The 18,722-nt window shown below is 66.1% G+C and carries 9 protein-coding genes; 6 read left to right on the top strand and 3 right to left on the bottom strand.

Annotated elements, in window-relative coordinates; all coding sequences use genetic code 11:
* Positions 1-35: 35 nt before the first annotated feature.
* From J2X57_RS10500 to J2X57_RS10490, 3 genes are all read left to right on the top strand, one after another.
* A complete protein-coding gene (locus J2X57_RS10500; RefSeq protein WP_052191105.1) occupies positions 36-959 on the top strand; it encodes a LysR substrate-binding domain-containing protein in 924 nt (307 codons plus the stop codon).
* A 110-nt stretch (positions 960-1,069) separates the two neighbouring features.
* Positions 1,070-2,425 carry a type II toxin-antitoxin system HipA family toxin YjjJ gene (gene yjjJ, locus J2X57_RS10495; protein WP_239708953.1) on the top strand — a complete coding sequence of 452 codons (1,356 nt, stop codon included), beginning with the start codon at positions 1,070-1,072 and terminating at the stop codon, positions 2,423-2,425.
* A 67-nt stretch (positions 2,426-2,492) separates the two neighbouring features.
* Positions 2,493-2,960, top strand: a complete 468-nt coding sequence (locus J2X57_RS10490) for a hypothetical protein (RefSeq protein WP_309866738.1) — start codon at positions 2,493-2,495, stop codon at positions 2,958-2,960.
* Positions 2,961-3,030: 70 nt separating this feature from the next.
* On the opposite strand, the gene bamE is transcribed toward J2X57_RS10490, so the two are convergent.
* Entirely contained in the window at positions 3,031-3,396 is a 366-nt protein-coding gene (gene bamE / locus J2X57_RS10485; protein ID WP_036116065.1) for an outer membrane protein assembly factor BamE, read from the bottom strand.
* 559 nt (positions 3,397-3,955) lie between these two features.
* Here bamE and J2X57_RS10480 point away from each other — a divergent pair.
* Positions 3,956-9,391: an autotransporter-associated beta strand repeat-containing protein gene (locus tag J2X57_RS10480; RefSeq protein WP_309866733.1), complete on the top strand. Its 5,436-nt coding sequence runs from the start codon at positions 3,956-3,958 to the stop codon at positions 9,389-9,391.
* A 46-nt stretch (positions 9,392-9,437) separates the two neighbouring features.
* On the opposite strand, the gene J2X57_RS10475 is transcribed toward J2X57_RS10480, so the two are convergent.
* Positions 9,438-10,115 (bottom strand): restriction endonuclease, encoded by a 678-nt coding sequence (locus J2X57_RS10475; RefSeq protein ID WP_309866730.1) that lies wholly within the window; start codon positions 10,113-10,115, stop codon positions 9,438-9,440.
* A gap of 248 nt (positions 10,116-10,363) precedes the next feature.
* Between J2X57_RS10475 and J2X57_RS10470 the strand changes: the two genes are divergently transcribed.
* Positions 10,364-11,686: a lysozyme inhibitor LprI family protein gene (locus tag J2X57_RS10470; RefSeq protein ID WP_309866727.1), complete on the top strand. Its 1,323-nt coding sequence runs from the start codon at positions 10,364-10,366 to the stop codon at positions 11,684-11,686.
* Positions 11,687-11,724: 38 nt separating this feature from the next.
* Entirely contained in the window at positions 11,725-12,858 is a 1,134-nt protein-coding gene (locus J2X57_RS10465; RefSeq protein ID WP_308846880.1) for a hypothetical protein, read from the top strand.
* A gap of 37 nt (positions 12,859-12,895) precedes the next feature.
* Here the strand turns inward: J2X57_RS10465 and J2X57_RS10460 are convergent, their stop codons facing one another.
* Complete coding sequence (locus J2X57_RS10460) at positions 12,896-18,490, bottom strand: autotransporter-associated beta strand repeat-containing protein (protein ID WP_309866723.1); 5,595 nt, start codon at positions 18,488-18,490, stop codon at positions 12,896-12,898.
* Positions 18,491-18,722 lie beyond the last annotated feature (232 nt).

Genomic DNA, 18,722 nt, shown 5'->3' with positions numbered 1-18,722 from the left:
CTCACCTTATGCGTGAGCATAAATCACGGATAGCCATGCGCAACCTGCCACCTCTCCATTCTCTGAGGGTCTTCGAAGTCGCCGCCCAGACGGACAGTTACGCCGACGCGGCGGCGGAACTCGGCGTGACTCACGGTGCCGTCAGCCGTCAGATCGCGGTGCTGGAAACGTGGCTGGGCCAGAAGCTCTTCGTCAAGGACGGTCGCCGCATGGTGGCGACGCCGGCCGCGAGGCTGTTCGCCGCCGAGATCGGCCTGTCGTTCGATCGCCTGGTGGTGGCGGCCGAGGCGTGCGGACAGCCAGGCGCACGGCGCATCGTGCGCGTCAGCGCGCCGACCAGTTTCGCGATGCGCTGGCTGATCCCCCGGCTCGGTCGCTTTCACGCCGGGCATCCGGACACTGAAGTCGTTGTCACCACGGTATCGACGCTCTTCGAGGAACTGCGCGGCGGCGTCGATGTGACGATTCGGCGTGGGCCTGGGCGCGATCGCCTGTTGCCTCAGCATCGTGTCGTCCCCGTGCTGGATGACGTCGATACGCTGATCATGAGCCCCACCTTGTTTGCCCGCCAACCCGTGCTGAAACCGTCCGATATCCAGGGCCACACGCTGTTCGCCACGGAGACACGACCGGGCGACTGGCGTGACTGGCTCGAGGCCGCCGGTGTACATCACCTCGCAGGACTTCCGCGCCAGCGCTTCGATCATTTCTTTGTGACCCGCCAGGCCATCGAGGATGGTCTGGGTATCGGCATCGGGCCCTTGCCGATGCTGGAGATGGATGTCGCCAACGGACGGCTGATGACGCCGCTGGCGGATATCCGGGTGGTGCGGACGGGGTATGTCGCGATCGTCGGGCGGGAGTCTGACGAAGGTGGCTCGGTCAACCGGTTTGTCGAATGGCTTGTGGGGGAAAGGCCGACGACGATACTCGCCCAGGTTCAGCCATCAAGCCTCTGAGAATCTATTCAACATATGGACGCATGAAGTCTATAGTTAATTGATTTATAGAGATTTTGACAAAAAGTATCTATTCAAGTATCTATTCAGCGATGGCAAAGCCTGCGCCCATGACCGAGACCTTGATCAACGTGCTTCGTCGGCGCGGGCCACTTAGCGCGAGAGATCTGGGCGAGGCACTCGGCGTCAGCCAGCCGACGATTTCCCGGTTGCTCGACACCAGTGGGGCGGAGGTGACGCGTTTTGGTCGAGCCAGGCGTACGCGTTATGCAGCACGGCGCGATGTCCGGGGTCTCGGTTACGAGTGGCCGCTTTTCCGAGTCGATGCGCAAGGTCGACCTCACGAGTTTGGCCTACTTGCGGCGCTGCACGGCGGCGGATGTCTTCTGACAGGGGCCACTCCGGTGTGGTTGCGCGACGAGTTCGTCGATGGGCTGTTTCCCGGTGTGCCCTGGTTCCTCGACGACCAGCGGCCACAAGGATTTCTTGGCCGCCAGTTCGCGCAGCGCTGGTCGCGCGAATTGGGACTGCCCGCCGATGTGCTGCTCTGGGACAACGACGCGGTACTTACGGCGTTACTCCGTCACGGCGAGGATGGTCCGGGAAATTTCATTCTGGGCGAGGCTGCGCTCGAGCGTGCATTGCAAAGTGAGTTCGACGTCGTTGCCGAGGAGACTCGATGGTCTCGTTACGGTGACATGGCTAATGTAGCCATCGCCGGTGAAGCCGTCGGATCATCGGCGGCAGGCGAGCAGCCCAAGTTCACAGCCACGGTGATCGACGCGGAAGGTGCCACCCGCCACGTCATTGTCAAGTTCACCGAGCCGGTGGAAGCCGGTGCTACGGCACAGCGCTGGGCTGATCTCCTGATCTGCGAGCACCTGGCTGGCCAGCTCTTGGCCGAGCAAGGCAACGCCAGTGCGCCTACCGAATTGATCTGGTCGCAAGGCCGCCTTTGCCTTGAAGCGACCCGCTTCGATCGCATAGGCGCCTACGGGCGGCGAGGCTGCGTCAGTCTGGCGGCGTGGAGCGATGCGCACGACGGCAACCGCGACGACTGGGCCACTGCTGCCAGGCGCATGCATGAAGCTGGGTGGATCGACGACGCATCGCTGGCGCAGGTTCGTCAGCGCTGGTGGTTCGGCCGGCTGATCGGCAACACCGACATGCACTTCGGTAACCTCTCGTTCTTCCTCGATGACACGCTGCCAATGGCGGTGACACCGAGTTACGACATGTTGCCTATGCTATATCGGCCTGCTTCAAATGGCGCCATACCACCCCGCGTCTTCCAGCCCGCTGTGCCGAGTCCGGGGGATATGACGTACTGGCTGTGCGCTGCACGCTGGGCTGTGATCTATTGGACGCGTGTTAGTCAGCATGCGGAAATCAGTGAGGGATTCCACGATATCGCCAAGGCAAATATCGAAGCGATAGCCCGCCTGCGCGAGCGCTTCGATACCTGACATCCGTAGTGATCGGCGCAGGCCCTGCTGCTAAAGTTTCTCCCTGCCCGCACTCAGGACCCTCGTTATGGACAACATCGAACGCTTCGACACCGGTGTCCCGGCCACCGCGTTCCGCTTGTCCTGGGTAGCCTATGTTCGTCCCGTCGTGACCCTCGCTGCCGCGCTCGTCATCGCCTGGTTCCTCCCCGTGCTGTATCGGTCGATCCTTGCGGTGCTGGCGTTGGCCTGGTTCGTGTACTCGGTCATGGAGGCAAGAGAGGTACGCCTCTTCGTCAACGACGACGGCATCTGGGTGAGCAGCGGCATCCTTCCCTGGAACCGCGGCGTCAGTGGAGTGAAGTGGCGCGACCTGGACGAAGCCTCGTTTCATACGGGCTTTTTCAGCTGGGCTGCCAGGTCCTATCGGGTGCGGATCGGTCACCGCTTTACGAAAAGCAGTGAGATCCTTCTGATGCACGTACACGAAGGCAATCGTGCGGTGGCGGAAATCAACGGGATTCATCGTGCGAGGATTTCGCGCGGGCACGAGTGATCGCCGCAGGAAGCTTTGACCGGCTTTGATCGCTGCCCGGCGAGTCGCGGCTCACCGGGCAGCGAACGACTTACATGCCCGCGGCATCCAGTAGCGCGTTACCGCTCTGTCCCGCGCTTCCGCTCGTCTTGTAGGCATTGAGAAGAATGCCCTTCTTGTCGAATTCGAAGACGGCGTCTTCGTGCTCGTTAGGCTGGAACGGCATGGCGGCGATACGTGTGAACGTATAGTTCCAGACTTCCTTGCCCATCACCTCGGACTTCTTTGGCGGCTGGCCGATGGCGGCGATGACGTCTTCTCGGCGGGTCTTGCCTTTGGTGAAGGAGTTCAGGGTCTCCTGGCTGATCTGGGTGCCCGTTTTGTGGTCGAGTGCGCTGCATCCGGCCATGGCGGCGACGGTCAGGGCTGCGACGGCGAAAGCTCCAGCGATCTTCATATGAGTTCCTCTCATGGTCTTGCGTGGGGATATCGTCAGCTGACGACCGCCCATTGTGCGTTGGCAAGAAACCGTTTGGGGCTGTCTTCACGCATTTTCAGACTAGTCCTATGCCGCTGCGCGGACGCGGCCCCGGCATGCGGGTTCTCCGACATCGACGACGTCAACTCCTTATTTACATTCCGCACCGCTTCCCGGTAGCCTCTCTTCCGCCCAAAACCATGGGCTACCTCATTTGCGCCACCGGACGGAGCAGTCAGTTGTTGAAGGTCAGGGATCCCCGCCGCCATTGCGCGGCGCAGGCTGCAAGCTCCACACGCGCCAAAGCTCATATCCATGAATCGCGACGTTTCTCCGTGCGAGGCGCATCTCTTTGCGACGCACGTGGACCGCTGGCGCGTGCCCGTGTGAGCGCACTTCGCGAACTACGTCACAGTTTCTGACAGGCACATCAGGGAGGCCACCGCATGGATGGCGGACGCATGTGTCTGTTTCCAAAGATCGACAATCATCGGTTGTGCTGCCCAGGCCAGCCACGATATCTCCAGGGGAACATCGAATGAATCGCACTTACCGTCTCGTATGGAACAGAGCCCTGCGCGTTGTCCAGGTCGCTTCGGAACTCTCGTCGAGCGAGGGCGCCGCAGCGGACGGCACGAATGCCGCGCCGCCGCGGATGACGCGTCTGTTCAGCGCGTTGCTGGCAGCCGGCCTTTGCTTATCGTCTGCCGTGGTCTTCGCGCAGAACGCGGCGCCTGGCGGCTCCGGCAACTCCGCGGCGGCCGGAACGGTCCTCTCGGGCGCGGGCGGCGCGGGTAACGGGACGGGCGGGCAGGCGACGCATGTCGATTCGTCCTTCGGCGCGAGCGTGATCGACGGCGCATCCGCGAACAACGGCGTGGGTGGCTCGGGCGCGTCAGGCATCGACGACCCCGAAGGGGCGACAGGCGTGGGTGGCGCGGGTGGTGCCGTAGGCGCGCCCGGCACGGTGATCGTCGGCGGACGCGGCGGGGATGGCAGCACGGGCCATGCCCCGGGTGGCGGTGGCGGTGGCGGCGCGGGTGTCTATACCACGGCGACGAGCTACAACGTTTCCGCTACCACCATCACGGGCGGCGCGGGCGGCCATGGTGGCGGGCAGGATCTGATCGCCGGTGGGGCCGGGGGCGGTGGCGGTGGGGCCGGTCTGGTGTCGGGCGTCGCCAGCGGCTTCGTTCTCAATCTGTCAGCAGGGCAGTCGATCACGGGCGGTGCCGGCGGCGCGGGTGGCGCGGGCAGCACCACCGGCGTCTCGGTCGGTGGCGGTGGTGGCGGTGGTGGCGACGGCGTACTCATCACGGGTACGGCGGGTAAGGTCACCAATGCCAATGGAGCCACGATCACAGGCGGCGTGGGCGGCGCCGCCGGTGGGGGCAATTCGGCGTCGGGCGGCAGCGGCGCGTCCGGCGCCGGTATCCGTGCGCTGGCCTCGGGATTGCACGTCACCAACAATGGCACGATCGCCGGTGGTGCGGCGACCGGCAACGGCGCGGCGGGCAACGCGATCGTGACCCAGGACAGCGCCGACATCGAGAACTACGGCACCCTCGCGGGTGGCGCGGTCACCGGCGGCCATGCATCGGCGGTGCTCTTCAACGGCGCCGGCAATGTGCTGGGGCTGCACGCGGGCACCGTGATTCAAGGCGCCATCGAGCTTGCCAGTAATGCGAGCGCCTCGATCGTCGCGGATGCCGCCGTCTCACTGAATGGTGTAACGCTCGACGGCGGCACGGCCGACGTCGTCTTCAACGCGACCAACGGCGGCTCGATAGACCTCGGTGGCGACCTTACCGGCACGGGCACCGTCCGTAGCACGGGCGTGGGCAGCCTGACGCTGGACAACGTCAACCTCACCGGCTCGCTGGCGCTGAGCCACACCGGCGGTACCCATACCGCGGGCACCGTGCAGACGACCGGCGCGCAGACCTACCTCGGTGGCGTGACGCTGGACGGCGCCACGCTGTTTTCCAGCGCCTCGAACATCGGCTTCAACGGCGTGACCGCCGGCACCGACGCCCTCAGCGTCACCGCCGGTGGCACGATCACCGCCAGCGGCGTGGTCACGCTCGGTGGCAGCAGTGTCTTCACCGCGCTCGGTCATGACATCACGATGACCAACGCGGGCAACCGCTTTGCCGGACTGCTGACCGCGACGGGCCGCAATATCGCCATTGCTTCGAACAGCGCGTTATCCGTGGGTCCGGTCAGCGCCACGGGCAATGTCACGCTGACCGGCACCGCCATCACACTGCAGAACGATCTGCAGGCGACGGGCACGCTGACGCTCACCGGTGACAGTGTCACGCAGACCGCGGGCGGCGTAGTGGTCGGGACCCTGACGGGCAGCACGACCGGCGACTTCGTCCTTGCGAGCACCAATAACGCCATCGCCACGCTGGGTAACCTCACGGCGCAGAACGCGACGCTTGCGGGCGCCACACCACTCAACATCACCGGCACGGTCAACGTGCAGTCCCTCGCGTTGTCGTCGGCCGGCCGCTCGGTGCTGACCGGTACGCTCACGTCGACCGGCAACGTCACGCTCCAGTCCGGGACGGAACTCGCCGTCGGTGGTGGCGGGACTACCGGTGCGTTTACCGGCAACGTGGTGGACAACGGCACGCTGTCGTTCAACCGTTCCAATGACGTCAGCTTTACGGGCGATCTCAGCGGCGCGGGTGCGCTGGTGAAGAACGGCGCGGGCAAGCTGTTGTTCGATGGCGACGGCAGCGGCTTCACGGGGAACACCACGGTCAGCGCCGGCAGCCTGATCGTCGGCAGCGCGGCGAACAGCACGGCGGTGGTTGGCGGCCCGAACGGCGCGGGTGCCGGCGTCACGGTCAACGGCGGTGGCACGCTCGGTGGCCACGGCACCGTCGCGACGAACGTCGACGTCCTCTCGGGCGGTACGTTGTCGCCGGGCAATTCCGTAGGAACGCTGACGGTCGACGGCAATCTCACCCTCGAGCAGGGCAGCACGTTGCAGGCTGAGTTTGGTGGGCTGGGCTCGGGCGACCAGGTGGTCGTGTCGGGCAACCTCGCTCTCAACGGTGCCACGCTCAACGTCGTCGATGCCGGCGGCATGACCAACGGCGTCTACAATCTTTTCAGCACCGGTGGCACGCTCAGCACGAGCAACGGCGGTCTGGTGCTCGGCACGACGCCGGCGGGCCACCCGCTGACGCTGCAGTATCTGACCAGCTTCGGCCAGGTGAACCTGATCGATAACTCGACCTCGAACCTGAGCTTCTGGAACGCCAACGGCCTCGCCTCCGCTACGCAGATGGGCGGCGGCACCGGCGTCTGGTCGACCACCGCGCCGAACTGGACCGACGCCACCGGCACGCAGCCGAACGGTCAGATGTCGCCGCAGCCGGGCTTTGCCATCTTCGGTGGCGCCGCGGGCACGGTCACGGTCGACGGTACGCCAGGCCAGCTCCAGGCGACGGGCATGCAGTTCCTTACCGACGGCTACACGCTGACCGGTGACTCGGTACAGCTGCTGACCACCGATGGCACGACGCCGATCATCCGCGTCGGCGACGGTACGGCCAGCAGTGCGCCGTACACGGCGACGGTGTCGAGCGTGCTGACGGGCAACCAGGGCATGGAGAAGGCCGACGCGGGTACGCTCGTGCTGACCGCGGCCAATACGTATACGGGTAACACCGTGGTTTCGGGTGGCACGCTTGCCGTCTCCGCCGATAACAACCTGGGCGATGCCGCCAATGGTGTGACGCTTCAGGGCGGCACGCTGGGTATTACCGGCACGTCCTTCACCACGACCGACCGGGCGCTGACTCTCGCCTCCGGCTCGGGCGGCACGCTGGCGGTCGCCGATGCGGGCAACGTCTTCAACTGGCACGGTGGCATCACTGGCGCGGGTACGCTCACCGTGCAGGGCCCGGGCACGCTGCTGCTCGATCATGCCAACAGCTACACCGGCGACACCGTGGTCAACGGCACGCTGCAGCTCGCCGCGAACGGCGCCATCGGCACCGGTGCGCTGGTGCTCAATGGCGGTAGTCGCGTCGCGCTGTACGCGCCCGGCACGACGCTGGCCAATTCGGTGGTCGTCGGCGGCGAGACCACGCTCGACACCGGCGCGGGCACAGCCACGCTGACCGGCGCGGTGTCGTCCGCGGCGGGTAGCGACACCTCGCTCGACATCGTGCACAAGACCGGCACGGGCACGCTGTTGCTTGCGAACGTGGTCTCGCTGGGCGCCGTCAATATCGACGCCGGTACGCTGCAGATCGGCAACGGTGCGACCAGCGGCAGTCTGGCGGGTAATGTCGTGAACAACGGTGCGCTGGTTTTCCAGCGCGCCGACAACACGAGCTTCGGCGGTGTGCTCAGCGGCGCGGGTACCGTCAGCAAGCTCGGCGCAGGCAATCTGCAGCTCACCGGTGACAGCTCGGCATTCGCTGGTTCGACCACGGTGAGCTCGGGCAGCCTCCAGGTCGACGGCTCGCTCGGCGGCTCGCTCACTTTCGCCAGCGGCACGACGTTCACCGGTAACGGTACCGCGGGCAACGTCACGTTGCAGAGCGGATCGATCTTGTCGCCGGGCGGTGCGGGCATCGGCAAGCTCGCCACCGCGGGCGACCTCACCGTCGCCGCCGGCACGCAGTACTCGCTGGACCTCGACAATACCGGGCATAGCGACATGGTCAGCGTCGGCGGCAAGGCGACGCTGCAAGGGGGCTCGGTCGTCAGCCTTGCGAGTGCTGCGGGCAAGTGGAGCCCGACCGCCACCTACACGATCCTGACCGCCGCCAACGGCGTCAGTGGCACATTCAGCAATGTGTCGAGCAATCTCGCGTTCCTGACGCCCCAGCTGGCCTACACCGCCAACGCGGTGAACCTCACGCTGACCCGCAACGACATCCTGTTTGCCGACATCGGTGCTACCCGCAACCAGAAGGCGACGGCAGCGGCGATCGAATCGATCGGCGAAGACCACCCGGTGTTCGACACGGTGGTGAAGCTCGACGCCGCTTCGGCACGTCGTGCCTACGACCAATTGTCGGGTGAAATTCACGCCAACCTGCAGGGTGCCATCGCGGACGACGACCGTTACAAGCGCGAAGCGATCAACCAGCACCTGCTGACTCAGTTCGCCGATGAAACGGAAGACTCGTTCGCGACGTGGGCGTCGGCATGGGGCCATCGCGGCCACCATGACGAAGACGGCAATGCGTCGAAGCTGGATGCCAGCGGCAGCGGATTCTTCGTCGGTGCGGACAAGGGCATCGCGGATCGCTCGCGTATCGGTGTGGCGCTCGGCAGCGGTCGTATCTCCGCGGATGCGCGCGACGATTCCGCCAGCGGCAATACGCTGACGGCGGCGATCTATGGCGGCGCCGACTTCGGCGACGTGATGATTCAGGCCGGTGGCATCTACTCGCGTTACGACATCGACACGCATCGCACCGTCGACGTGGATTCGCTGGCCGGTCGCCTGAGCGGCACCACCAAGGCGCACTCGCTGCAGGGTTTCGTCGAAGGCTCGTACGAGTTCCGTTGGGACAGCGGTGCGCTGGCGCCGTTCCTCAACATCGCCCAGCAGCAGCTTCGCACCAACTCGTCCGACGAGCGCGGTTCGAACGCGGCGTTGCACGTGATGGGCAACAAGAGCGACCTGACCTACGGCACCCTCGGCGTACGCGGGCGTAAGGACTTCGGCGAAGACGGCCGCTTCGGCATCTTCGGCAGCGTGGGCTGGCAGCATGCGGCCGGCGACACCGACACGAGCAGCAAGCAGCGCTTCCTGGAAGGCGGCAACGCGTTCGAAGTGATGGGCACGCCGGTCGGGAAGAATGCGGGCGTGGGCGTCTTCGGTGTCCGTTTCCTCGCGACGCCGACCGTCACCATCGATGCCTCGTGGAATGGTCAGTTCGCCAGCGAGGCGAAGGACCAGTCGGCTCGCCTGGCACTCAACTGGGTGTTCTGATGAAAGGCCCGGGCCACGTTTCGGCGTGCGCCCGGGCCGTTGCGACTTACGGAACGTCGGGGACGACCGGGGCGGGAGTCTGTGCGACGCGCTCCGCCGTTCCGGCGTGAGGCTGGCTTGCCGACTGCTGCATGGCCTGCATATGCGCCCGCTGGATCTCGTGGATGTACACGCCGTACATCACGCACAGCATCAGCGCCATCACGATCACGGCACCCACGGCGGCGAAGACCGGCGCGCGACCTGGTGTCCGGGCGTCCACGTCGGCCCAGGGCGCGGTGTCATTGGCGGACAGTACGGGAAGCGGCGGCTCGGAGACCTTTCCGAGCATGGCGCGTATGCCCACCCCGTCGATCAGCGCGACATGCGGAAACCGCGACGCCGCCTCGATGGCGGGGCGGGTGAATTCACCCGAGGTGACCACGATGGCGCGGGTGGCGCCGACCGCATGCATGACGCCCATCAGCTGGTGCACGTCATGGTGCGGCACCTGCTGTGCGACCCAGTGCTTGCACTGAACGACGGTGATTTCGTCGCCACGCGTCAGCGTGAGGTTGCTGCCGACGCCGACGTCGTCACTGCGACCTGCGAGATCCGGGCCGGCATGCTCGACGATGTAGCCTCGTTCCCGATAGTAGGTGGCGACGAGTCGCTGGAACTCACTCCGCGATACACGGGTGAGTGCGTCGTCGTGCCGAAAACGCACAGGCTTGGTGAACCTCATCGCCAGCCACCCGCGATGATCAACCGAAAGTCGCGCCCATGGGCGCCGTGCAGGACTGCCATGGTATTCCCCCTGATCGAGCGTCGCGCCCCCTTGGTACGTCGCTGGATGCTGTGGAATATAGCGCGTTATCCTGTGGATTCCTGTAGGCGAACGCCTACATCGCATTGCCTAAGTAGGTAATCGTTTTCACTCGTAAGTAGTATCTGCGTACTCGACGAAGCAAGGACATCGTTTTGCGACATCCCATGAGATCGATCTTCATCGGCGCCGCGGTACTCGCGCCCGCGCTCAGCTACGCCGCAGGCTTCGACTGCGCGAAGGCATCCACTCCCATCGAGAAGGCGATTTGCGCATCCCCCAAGGTGTCGGCGCTGGATGGTGAGCTCGGCGACGCGTTCAAGGTCGCCCTGGCCGGCCACCCCGGTAAAGCCGACGCGCTCAAGCTCGATCAGCGTCACTGGCTGGCCAGTCGCGATGAAGCAATCAGCAGCCAGATACGCGACGAGCCAGGCAAGACGTTGTCCGGTGACGTGGCCCGGTATCGCGACCGTATCGACTTCCTGAAGGGTCTGGACGCACCCGTTCCTAAACCACTGGACGTGATCGCCGCCGCGCTGCCGAAGCTCTCGGGGAGCCAATACGACGTGCTTCACGGGCTGGCGGCCAAGGGCGTGCCGCTGGTGGTCGCGAAGAGCAGCGACATGAGCAAGCCGTCCGACTTTCCCTACGAGGCGGATAAGACCGTCGCGAACGCGCTCACTGAAGGAAGCGGCGACGCGCAGTACCGCGTCCTCGCGGGATCGCCCGTGAGTTCCGTGTATTCGTTGCAGGGGACGGCGAACTGCTGGTCGGAAACGCCGTTCCGCATCGAAGGCAAAAAGGCTATCGCCGTCGAGGCTCCGGACGCCTGGGGTGCCGACTGCATGTCGTCGCACGAGCTAGTGAAGATTGCCGGCGATTACGCGGCGGTGGTTGTGGGCTATGGCGGGGCCGATGAGCTGAGGGTGCAGGCCGCCCGTTGGGAAGGAAAGGCCTTCGGCAAGGACGCGCTGCTGGTCGCGCGCTTCGACCACACGCTTTCGATCAAGGGCAGCGCCTGCGCGCCGAAGCAGTCACCGTGTGACGATTTTGCGGCGACCGCGATGACCGTCGCCAACCGCTTCGACCGGAGTCCGCTTGCCGACACGCTGGCGCGGCTGCCCCAGGGCGCCGACAAGGCGGCGTATGCCGCGGCGTACGCGGCGGCGACGGCTGACGACGGGATGGCAGCAAAGAAGAGCCAGACGCGGCCGAGCCTGCCGGACTTCGGCACCGGTTTCACGGACGGTTCGATGGCGGATTACAGCGCCGAAGGCACGTTGTTTCCGCTGACCTTCCGTGGAGAAACGCTGCTCGGCTATATCGACCACGGTCACGTCGGCTGGCGCGTCAACGACGACTGGATCGTCTCCGCGTGGCGGCTCAAGGCCGGCCAGCTCGAGCCGGTCGCCTCCGCCTACATCGAGGTCAAGCGCGGCGCGTTCCTGCTGTCGTCGATGGTGCCGGTGCCCGCGCCGGATCCGCACTGAGTCGAGTCCATCCGGCTAAAAAAATTCAGGGATAACCCATGAAACGCTACGTCATTCTGACTGCCATGGCCGTGCTCGCGGTAGGCCTTGCCACGCATAGGCCGGCTCACGCGGACGAAGCTCGTCAGACGTTCCGTCCGACGGGCATCCCCGCCACGCTGCCGGTGACCGGCACGGAACTGGTCGACGGAAACGTGGTGCGCAGTCGCTACTACCGGTATGGCGACGGTGAGCCCGGACAGAAGCCTATCGTGATCTTCGTTCCCGGTTCCGGCTGTGACGGTGCTCTGGCCCTGGATAAGGATGGCAAGGCGCATGCCGGACTGGAGATGTTCGCGCTGCCTCGCTTGCGCGATGTCGATGTCTACGTGGTGGAGCCGCCGGGCATTCCACGGCAGTTCGCCGCGCCTGAGCACGGCCTCAGCGAAGGTTGCCCGGCGGCCTTCCTTGAGGCCAACCGGTTCGAGGATGTCATGGCCGCATACGGCCGAGCCTTGCATGACATCACCGACGGTCGGGTCGCCGGGCGGCCCGTGATGATCGTCGGCACGTCCGATGGCGCTCTCATGGCAGCGGCGCTGGCGGCAGGGGATACCGCCACGACGCATTTGGTCCTGATCTCGGGCTTCGGGACCTCGCAGGTGGCTGACCAGCTCAGGCAGCGCGTGGATCAGGCGTTCTCGGATCGAGTGGACGAAAAAGGCGTGGCAAGCGTTCGCGAGTACCGAAGCAAGCTCGATTTCGCACAGAAGCACCCCCAGTCGCCCGTGCTCTGGCAGGGTCAGCCCATGTCCCGATGGTCGAGTTCGGCGCAGATCTCCGGTGTGGACCTGATTCGCCGTCTTCCCGCCGCGGTGCACCTGTTGTTGGTCCAGGGCGGTCGCGACACGAGTTGGTCGCCTGACGCATTCCGGCAGGGCGTCGCGACACTTCTCGCCAGCAGACGCGGTATGGCCATCCGCTACATAGCTTGTGGCGATCATCAGCTCATGTGTGCGGGGGACCCACCGGGCCCGGGGCACCTGAAGGAAACGATTGAGCAGGCGCTACGCTGGCTGGAGGACGGCCACGCGGACGCATCGTGGACGACGTTCGATGCCGCACCCATGACGACGCGTTCCGCTGGCCGACAACTCCCGGTCGGCTATGGTGAGGAAAGGCGGTCGAGATAACGCCTTTGCGTTGTGCGTTCGGAATTGCGCAGTCCGCTTACCAGCGCACCGCGACGTCCAGCCTCGCGCCCTGATCCTTCCCTCCACCGCCGAAGCGACCCTGGTAGCTCGCGCCCACCGTCGTATGACGACCGATGGCGAAGGTCAGGCCGAGGTCGGCGATACCGGCGTTTCTCGCGAGCGGGGCGCCCTGGATGATGAACGTGTCGCCGCCATCGAGGAACCGCTGACGATCGATCGGCGTGAGATCGCCATAGGCGCGCTGGTAACCGAGCTTTGCGTGCGCGTCGATACCATCCCCGATCGACATGCTGCTACGCAGGCCGGCGGTGACGACCGTGGCGTTTTCACGCGTGCCACGTATCACAAGCGCCGCATCGGCCTGTTGCTCGGTGAACCCATCCTGCTGCGTGCGGATACGCGCGACATTCGCAAACGGTGTGAGCGAAGCGGCTGACACGGCGATGCGATAACCGGCATCGAGCCATCCCTGCGCAAGGTTGCCGTCGTAGCGTGCCGAGGCGTGATGCGTGGCGAGGCCCGGAACGTCGAGTCCACGATGCGCATCCATACGCTGCCATGCATACGTCGCGCCTGCACTGAGCTGCCACGCATCGACGGTGGCGGCGGCATAAAGGCCCGCGACGCGGCTCTTCGCGTTGACGCTGTCGTTGCCACTGCGCGTGCTCAGGTCGCCGGCACCGCCAAGCGCGCCGACGCGTACGCCATCAAGGTCACGGTCGAGACCGGCCAGCAGGCCGCCGCCGTTCGATCGCGCGCGTTCGAACCCGATCGCGCTGCTGCCACCCGCGTTACCCCAGTGTCCCCAGGTAGCCGTCCATGCGCCGCTGCCGGGAAGCGCGTCGTCATTCGAGGTGTCGAGGTGTCGCTGCACGGTGTCGCGAACCTGACGCGCGTCGTCCGTGCGCGCGCTGCGCGACGAGGCGTAGACGGCGCCGGTAAGACTGTCGAGGGCAGGCATCACGTCGGCATGGCCGAGGACCGCCAGCGTATCGAACAATGCGCCGCCGATGCCCTGCGACTGAATCGCCGTGGCGGTCGATCGTGCGTTCCGATTCGTCGCGAGCGTCGCGAAAGCGATATCGTTGCGATCCAGTTCGAGATAGACGGCTTGCGCACCGTAAGCCAGTCGTGGCGTGAGGAAGGGCTTGTCGACGGTCACGCTGTCGAAGGTGCCAGTCACGCCGCCCGCTGCGGTCAGGATGGTATAGCGCGTCGACGGCTTCACCGTCGTGCCGCTGAAGCGCGCATCGACGAGCCCGCCTTGCAGGGTGGCGGTTCCGCTGGCGGCGATCAGGTCGCTTGCACCGGCAGGTGTCGCCGTCACGATATAGCGCGAGGCTGCCGCCAGCGTGACGTTCCCCGTAATGCGTAAGCTGCCGGTCGTGCTATCGCCAGCGACGCTGAGGCTGCTGCCGTTCGAAGCGACGAGTGCACCGATGGCGCCTTGACCCGTCAGTGCCGCGTCGTTCCCAAGCGTCACGCTCCCGCCAAGCGTACCGCGCAGCTCGAGCGTTCCGGCATCGACCTGCGTTGCGCCTGTGAATGCCGAGCCATCGCCGATGGCGAAACTACCCACGCCGCGCTTGATCAATTGACCCGTGCCCGACAGCGCGCCATCGAAGGTGACATCGTCGGCACGGTCGAAGACCAGCGTCGCGTTGTCGACCACCGAGCCGATGAGCGAGCCCGCGTGAGCACCGTCGCCGACGATCAGTGTGCCGGCGTCGACCGACGTGCCGCCGCTGTAGCTGTTGGTTCCCGTGAGAAGCAAGGTGCCCGCACCGAGTTTGTGCAACACACCGCTGCCGGTGATGCCCTGTGTAAGCTCTAAATCGCTCGCAGTCTCGATGCCGCCTCCGCCGCTTCCCACGGATACGTGGCGATCGCTGGTGAAAGCTCCGGTGTTGCGCAACACGCCACCGTCCAGCGTCACCGCATTCGATGCATCGCCGAGGCTGGCATCGCGTGCGATGGACAACCGGCCGCCGTTGACGGCAACGCCGCCGCTCCACGTGTTGTCAGCCGTGAGCACCAGCGTGCCGGCGTCGGTCTTCGTGAGTCCGTGCGTGCCCTGGACGACGCTGTCGATGGTCGCGGTGACGTTTGCGCCTGCCGCCGAACCGTCGCCCACCCGCACATTGGCCAGGCCGCTGGCGTCACCCGCCAGGACGAGCGGCGCCCCGGTCAGACGATAGCCGTCGCTCATTATCTGCAGTCCCGTCACCGCGATGTCGCCGGCGCTTGCGTCCAGCCTCACGGTGCCCGCCGTGCCGCCGAAGACGGCGAAGCCGGGCTGCGGTGACATGGGTGCGGTGACGCTGCCGGTCGCGTCGGTGAAGTTCACCGAGGTGAGCGACCACGTGCCGTCTCCACCACCCATCGTCGTGGCGGAGGCGCGACCGTCCGCATTCCAGAAGGAGAGGGTGGTGCCCTGCGTGCTGAGCAGGTCGATCGCGTGATCGGCGGCAAGATAGCGCAGGGTCAGGCGGGCCCCGGCCGGCGTTGAGCCCAGCTGAATGCCCCCGTTGGTAAAGGTGGCCACGCCGCCTACGTCGAACAGCCGGTAGACACCGGCGCCGAAGCCGGATGACGTGACGAGATGGAGCGTCACATCGTCGAAGGACGCGTCACCACCGACGCTTACGCGATCGCCGATGCCCGTGTGGAGAAAATCCGCGCCAGGCGAACCGAGTTCATAGCTCAGGCTGCTACCGGACTGCATCGTCAGATCGCCACCGACGGTGAGCGTGCCCACGCTGTTGCCGGGGCTGATGCCGCCGCCGGACGCGATGGTCACATCGCCATCCACGCGTCCATGACCGGCCAGCGTGCCGCCGCTCTGCACGAGTGCATCGCCTTGCAGGTACGCGGCCGACCCGGCGACGGAGCCGACGGTCAGCGTGCCCTGCGCCACGGTGGTCGTAACGGTGTTGGTCGTGTGCCCGTCGATGATGAGCTTGCCGGTGCCCGTTTTGGTCAGCCCGGAGATATCGGAGATCGTGCCCGTGAGTGTTCCACTGCGGCCGGCGTCGACGTTGAACGTCACGCTGCTGCCAAGGCTGAAATCATTGGCGACGGAGAGGTCGTCGGCGCCGAAGTCGAGCGCGAACTGGGCGCCCGCCACCAGGCCCGAACCGAAGGCGGTGCTGCTGGTGGCACGTACGCGGGTACCCGTATCGATGAAGGTCGAGCCGCTGTAGCTGTTGTTTCCCGCGATGGTGAGCAGGCCACTGCCGCCGAAGGCGAGACTGCCGTTGCCCGACAGATTGCCAGCCAGAGTCTGGTCAGCCGAACCGACCACGCTGAAAACGCCCCGGTTGACGACATCGGCGGCGATGCTGCGTGTGCCGCTCGTGGCGAACAGCTGAAGCGCGCCGGCATCGATCACGATGTGATCGGCGTTCAGCGCGCCGCTCAGCGTGAGCCACGCGCTGCCGGTTTTCGAGAGCGTGCCGATGGCGACATTGCCGGCGTACGTCGCATCGGAGGATTGCTGCACGCTGAGCAGTCCCGTCCCCGTGATGCTGCCACCCGTACCCGTCAGGTTGCCGAGGTTGTACGTCGCGCCGCCCAGCTGCAGTGTGCCGCCGGTGATGTTGTATGCCGCTCGTGCGCTGTTTGACTGCGTCAGGGCCAGGACGCCGCCGGAGAGCGACGTGCCGCCCGTATAGGAAGTGTTGCCGCTGAGCGTCAGCGTGCTGTCACCACTCTTGACGATGCCGCCTGCGCCGGTGATAGCGCCCGACAGCGTGGCGGACTGACCCGTGGGGACGCCGAGACTGGTGGCGCCGCCGAGCGTGATGGCGTTGGCGATGGACATGCCGTTGGTGGCAAGGGTCAGCGCGTTGTTACCTGCCAGCGCCAGCGTGCCGCTGCCGAAGGCCGCGTTGCTGGTGGCGCGTACGGACGATCCGCTGGCGACCGTCGTGCCGCCGGTGTAGCTGTTGTTGCCACCGAGCGCGACAAGGCCCGTGCCGCCGATGGTCAGGTTACCGGTGCCGGACAGGTTGCCGCTGATCGTCGTCGCCGCCGTGCCGAGGATCGCCAGGGTGCCCTGATTGGCGATGTTCCCCCCGACGACGCGCGTGTTCGCGTTGTTGGTGAGCTGCAGCGTGCCGGCGCCGATGGCGAGTTGGGCCGAGGTCACGTTACCCGTGAGCGTCAGCGTCGCGGCGCCGGCCTTTTGGAAGGAGGCCACGCCGACATCGCCCGCGTACGTGGCGGCAGTGGACTCCTGAACGTTGAACACGCCCGGTCCCACGATCGAACCGCCGGTACCGGACAGGTTGCCGATGTTGTACGTGCCGCTTCCCAGTTGCAGCGTGCCGCCGTTGACGATGTACGGCGCACGCGCGTTATTGGACTGTGTCAGCGCCAGCACGCCTGCATTGAGCGTGGTGGTGCCGGTATACGTATTGCTGCCAGCGAGGGTCAGCGTGCCCGCGCCGTTCTTGATGACGTCGCCGCCGCCGGTGACGGCACCGGCCAGTGTTGCCGTCGCGCCGCTGGCGATCTCGAAACGCGTGCTGCCACCCCGCAGAAACGCACCGTTGAGCGCCCAGCTCGCGTTGGCGGTCGCGGAAACGACGTCGAAGCCGGAGACGTTACTGGCTGTCGAGCCATTGCCACCCAGGCGTAACTCGTTGGATGCGCCATAGGCATAAACGTCCCCCGTCAGCGACGTGCCGGTCGAAAGGGTGAGGAGGTTGTTGCCGCCGTAGAGGTCGAAGGCATGAGCCCGTGCGCCCGTGCCGCTCAGCCCCCCGATGACGGTGCCGGCGTTGACGATGGAGGCGCCGCCGTTGTCGGAGACGATGCCTGCACCGCCGCCGCCCGCACCACCGGTGTCACGTGCCACGCCACCGTTCCCCCCGGTGACCGTCCCCTGATTGGTAAAGGTGGTGCCAGGTGCCAGCCACACGCCCGCACCTCCGCCACCGCCGCCGGCGCCTTGCCGGGTGGGGTCGGTCGCTGCGCCGCTGGCGCCACCGTTACCGCCGACGATCAGGCCGGCATTCGTGAGCGTCGCGCCGTTCGCCAGCGACGCTCCGGAGCCGCCGCCACCGCCGCCGCCCGCACCACCGCCGACGTCATCGCCACCATTGCCGCCGCTGCCACCCTGAAGCGTCGTGCCCACGGGAACCGTGTTGCCCGCCGTCGTGAAATAAACCGAGACGCCGCCGCCTCCACCGCCCGCCGCGCCATTGGTCGAGTTGGCACCGTTGCCGCCGGTAAACGTCGCCGCGGCGAAGGTACTTGGGCCCGACGTGGTGATCGAGGCGTTGCCCCCGGCGCCACCGGCGCCGCCAGGGCCGCTGCCCGCCCAGCCCGCGTTGCCCGCGCTGCCGTTGCCGTTCGAGCCGTAACTGAAGAAGTTGAGCTGGTAATAGCCGCCGGCTCCGCCGACACCACCGCCGCCCGGTGAGCCGGATCCCGATCCGCCGGCACCGGCGTAGTTCTGGCGGGAGCCACCGTTGTCCTGGCCGGCAAAGGCGATGGCCGGCGTCACAGCGCAGGCGGCAAGAATGCAGAGCGTCAGGGTACGACGGCGCGGCACGCGCGTACCGTATACCGACGTGCGTGCCGCCGGGCGAAAACGGATAACCATGTGGCACGAACCCCTGCTGATTAGCGACCGCGCGCGCGCGTCCCCCCGAAGCCCTGCCTCGACGACGGGCAGGGCATCCCTGTGATCGCCGTCTCACGCACCCGTAAGTGCAATTTTGAGTGGCACCACCAAGTGTGACGCATGTCACATATTTGGTGTATCGGCGCCTGGCGGCTTTCCTTTACTGGCGGATTTCGATCGCAACCGACATGAGCTAAGGGACGTTCCGGTG

It is taken from the genome of Luteibacter sp. 1214 (genome assembly GCF_031455395.1).
GTDB classification, from domain to species: Bacteria; Pseudomonadota; Gammaproteobacteria; order Xanthomonadales; family Rhodanobacteraceae; genus Luteibacter; species Luteibacter mycovicinus.
The sequence above is the reverse complement of the archived record's forward strand: the minus strand, read 5'-3'. Positions and strand labels throughout refer to the sequence as shown.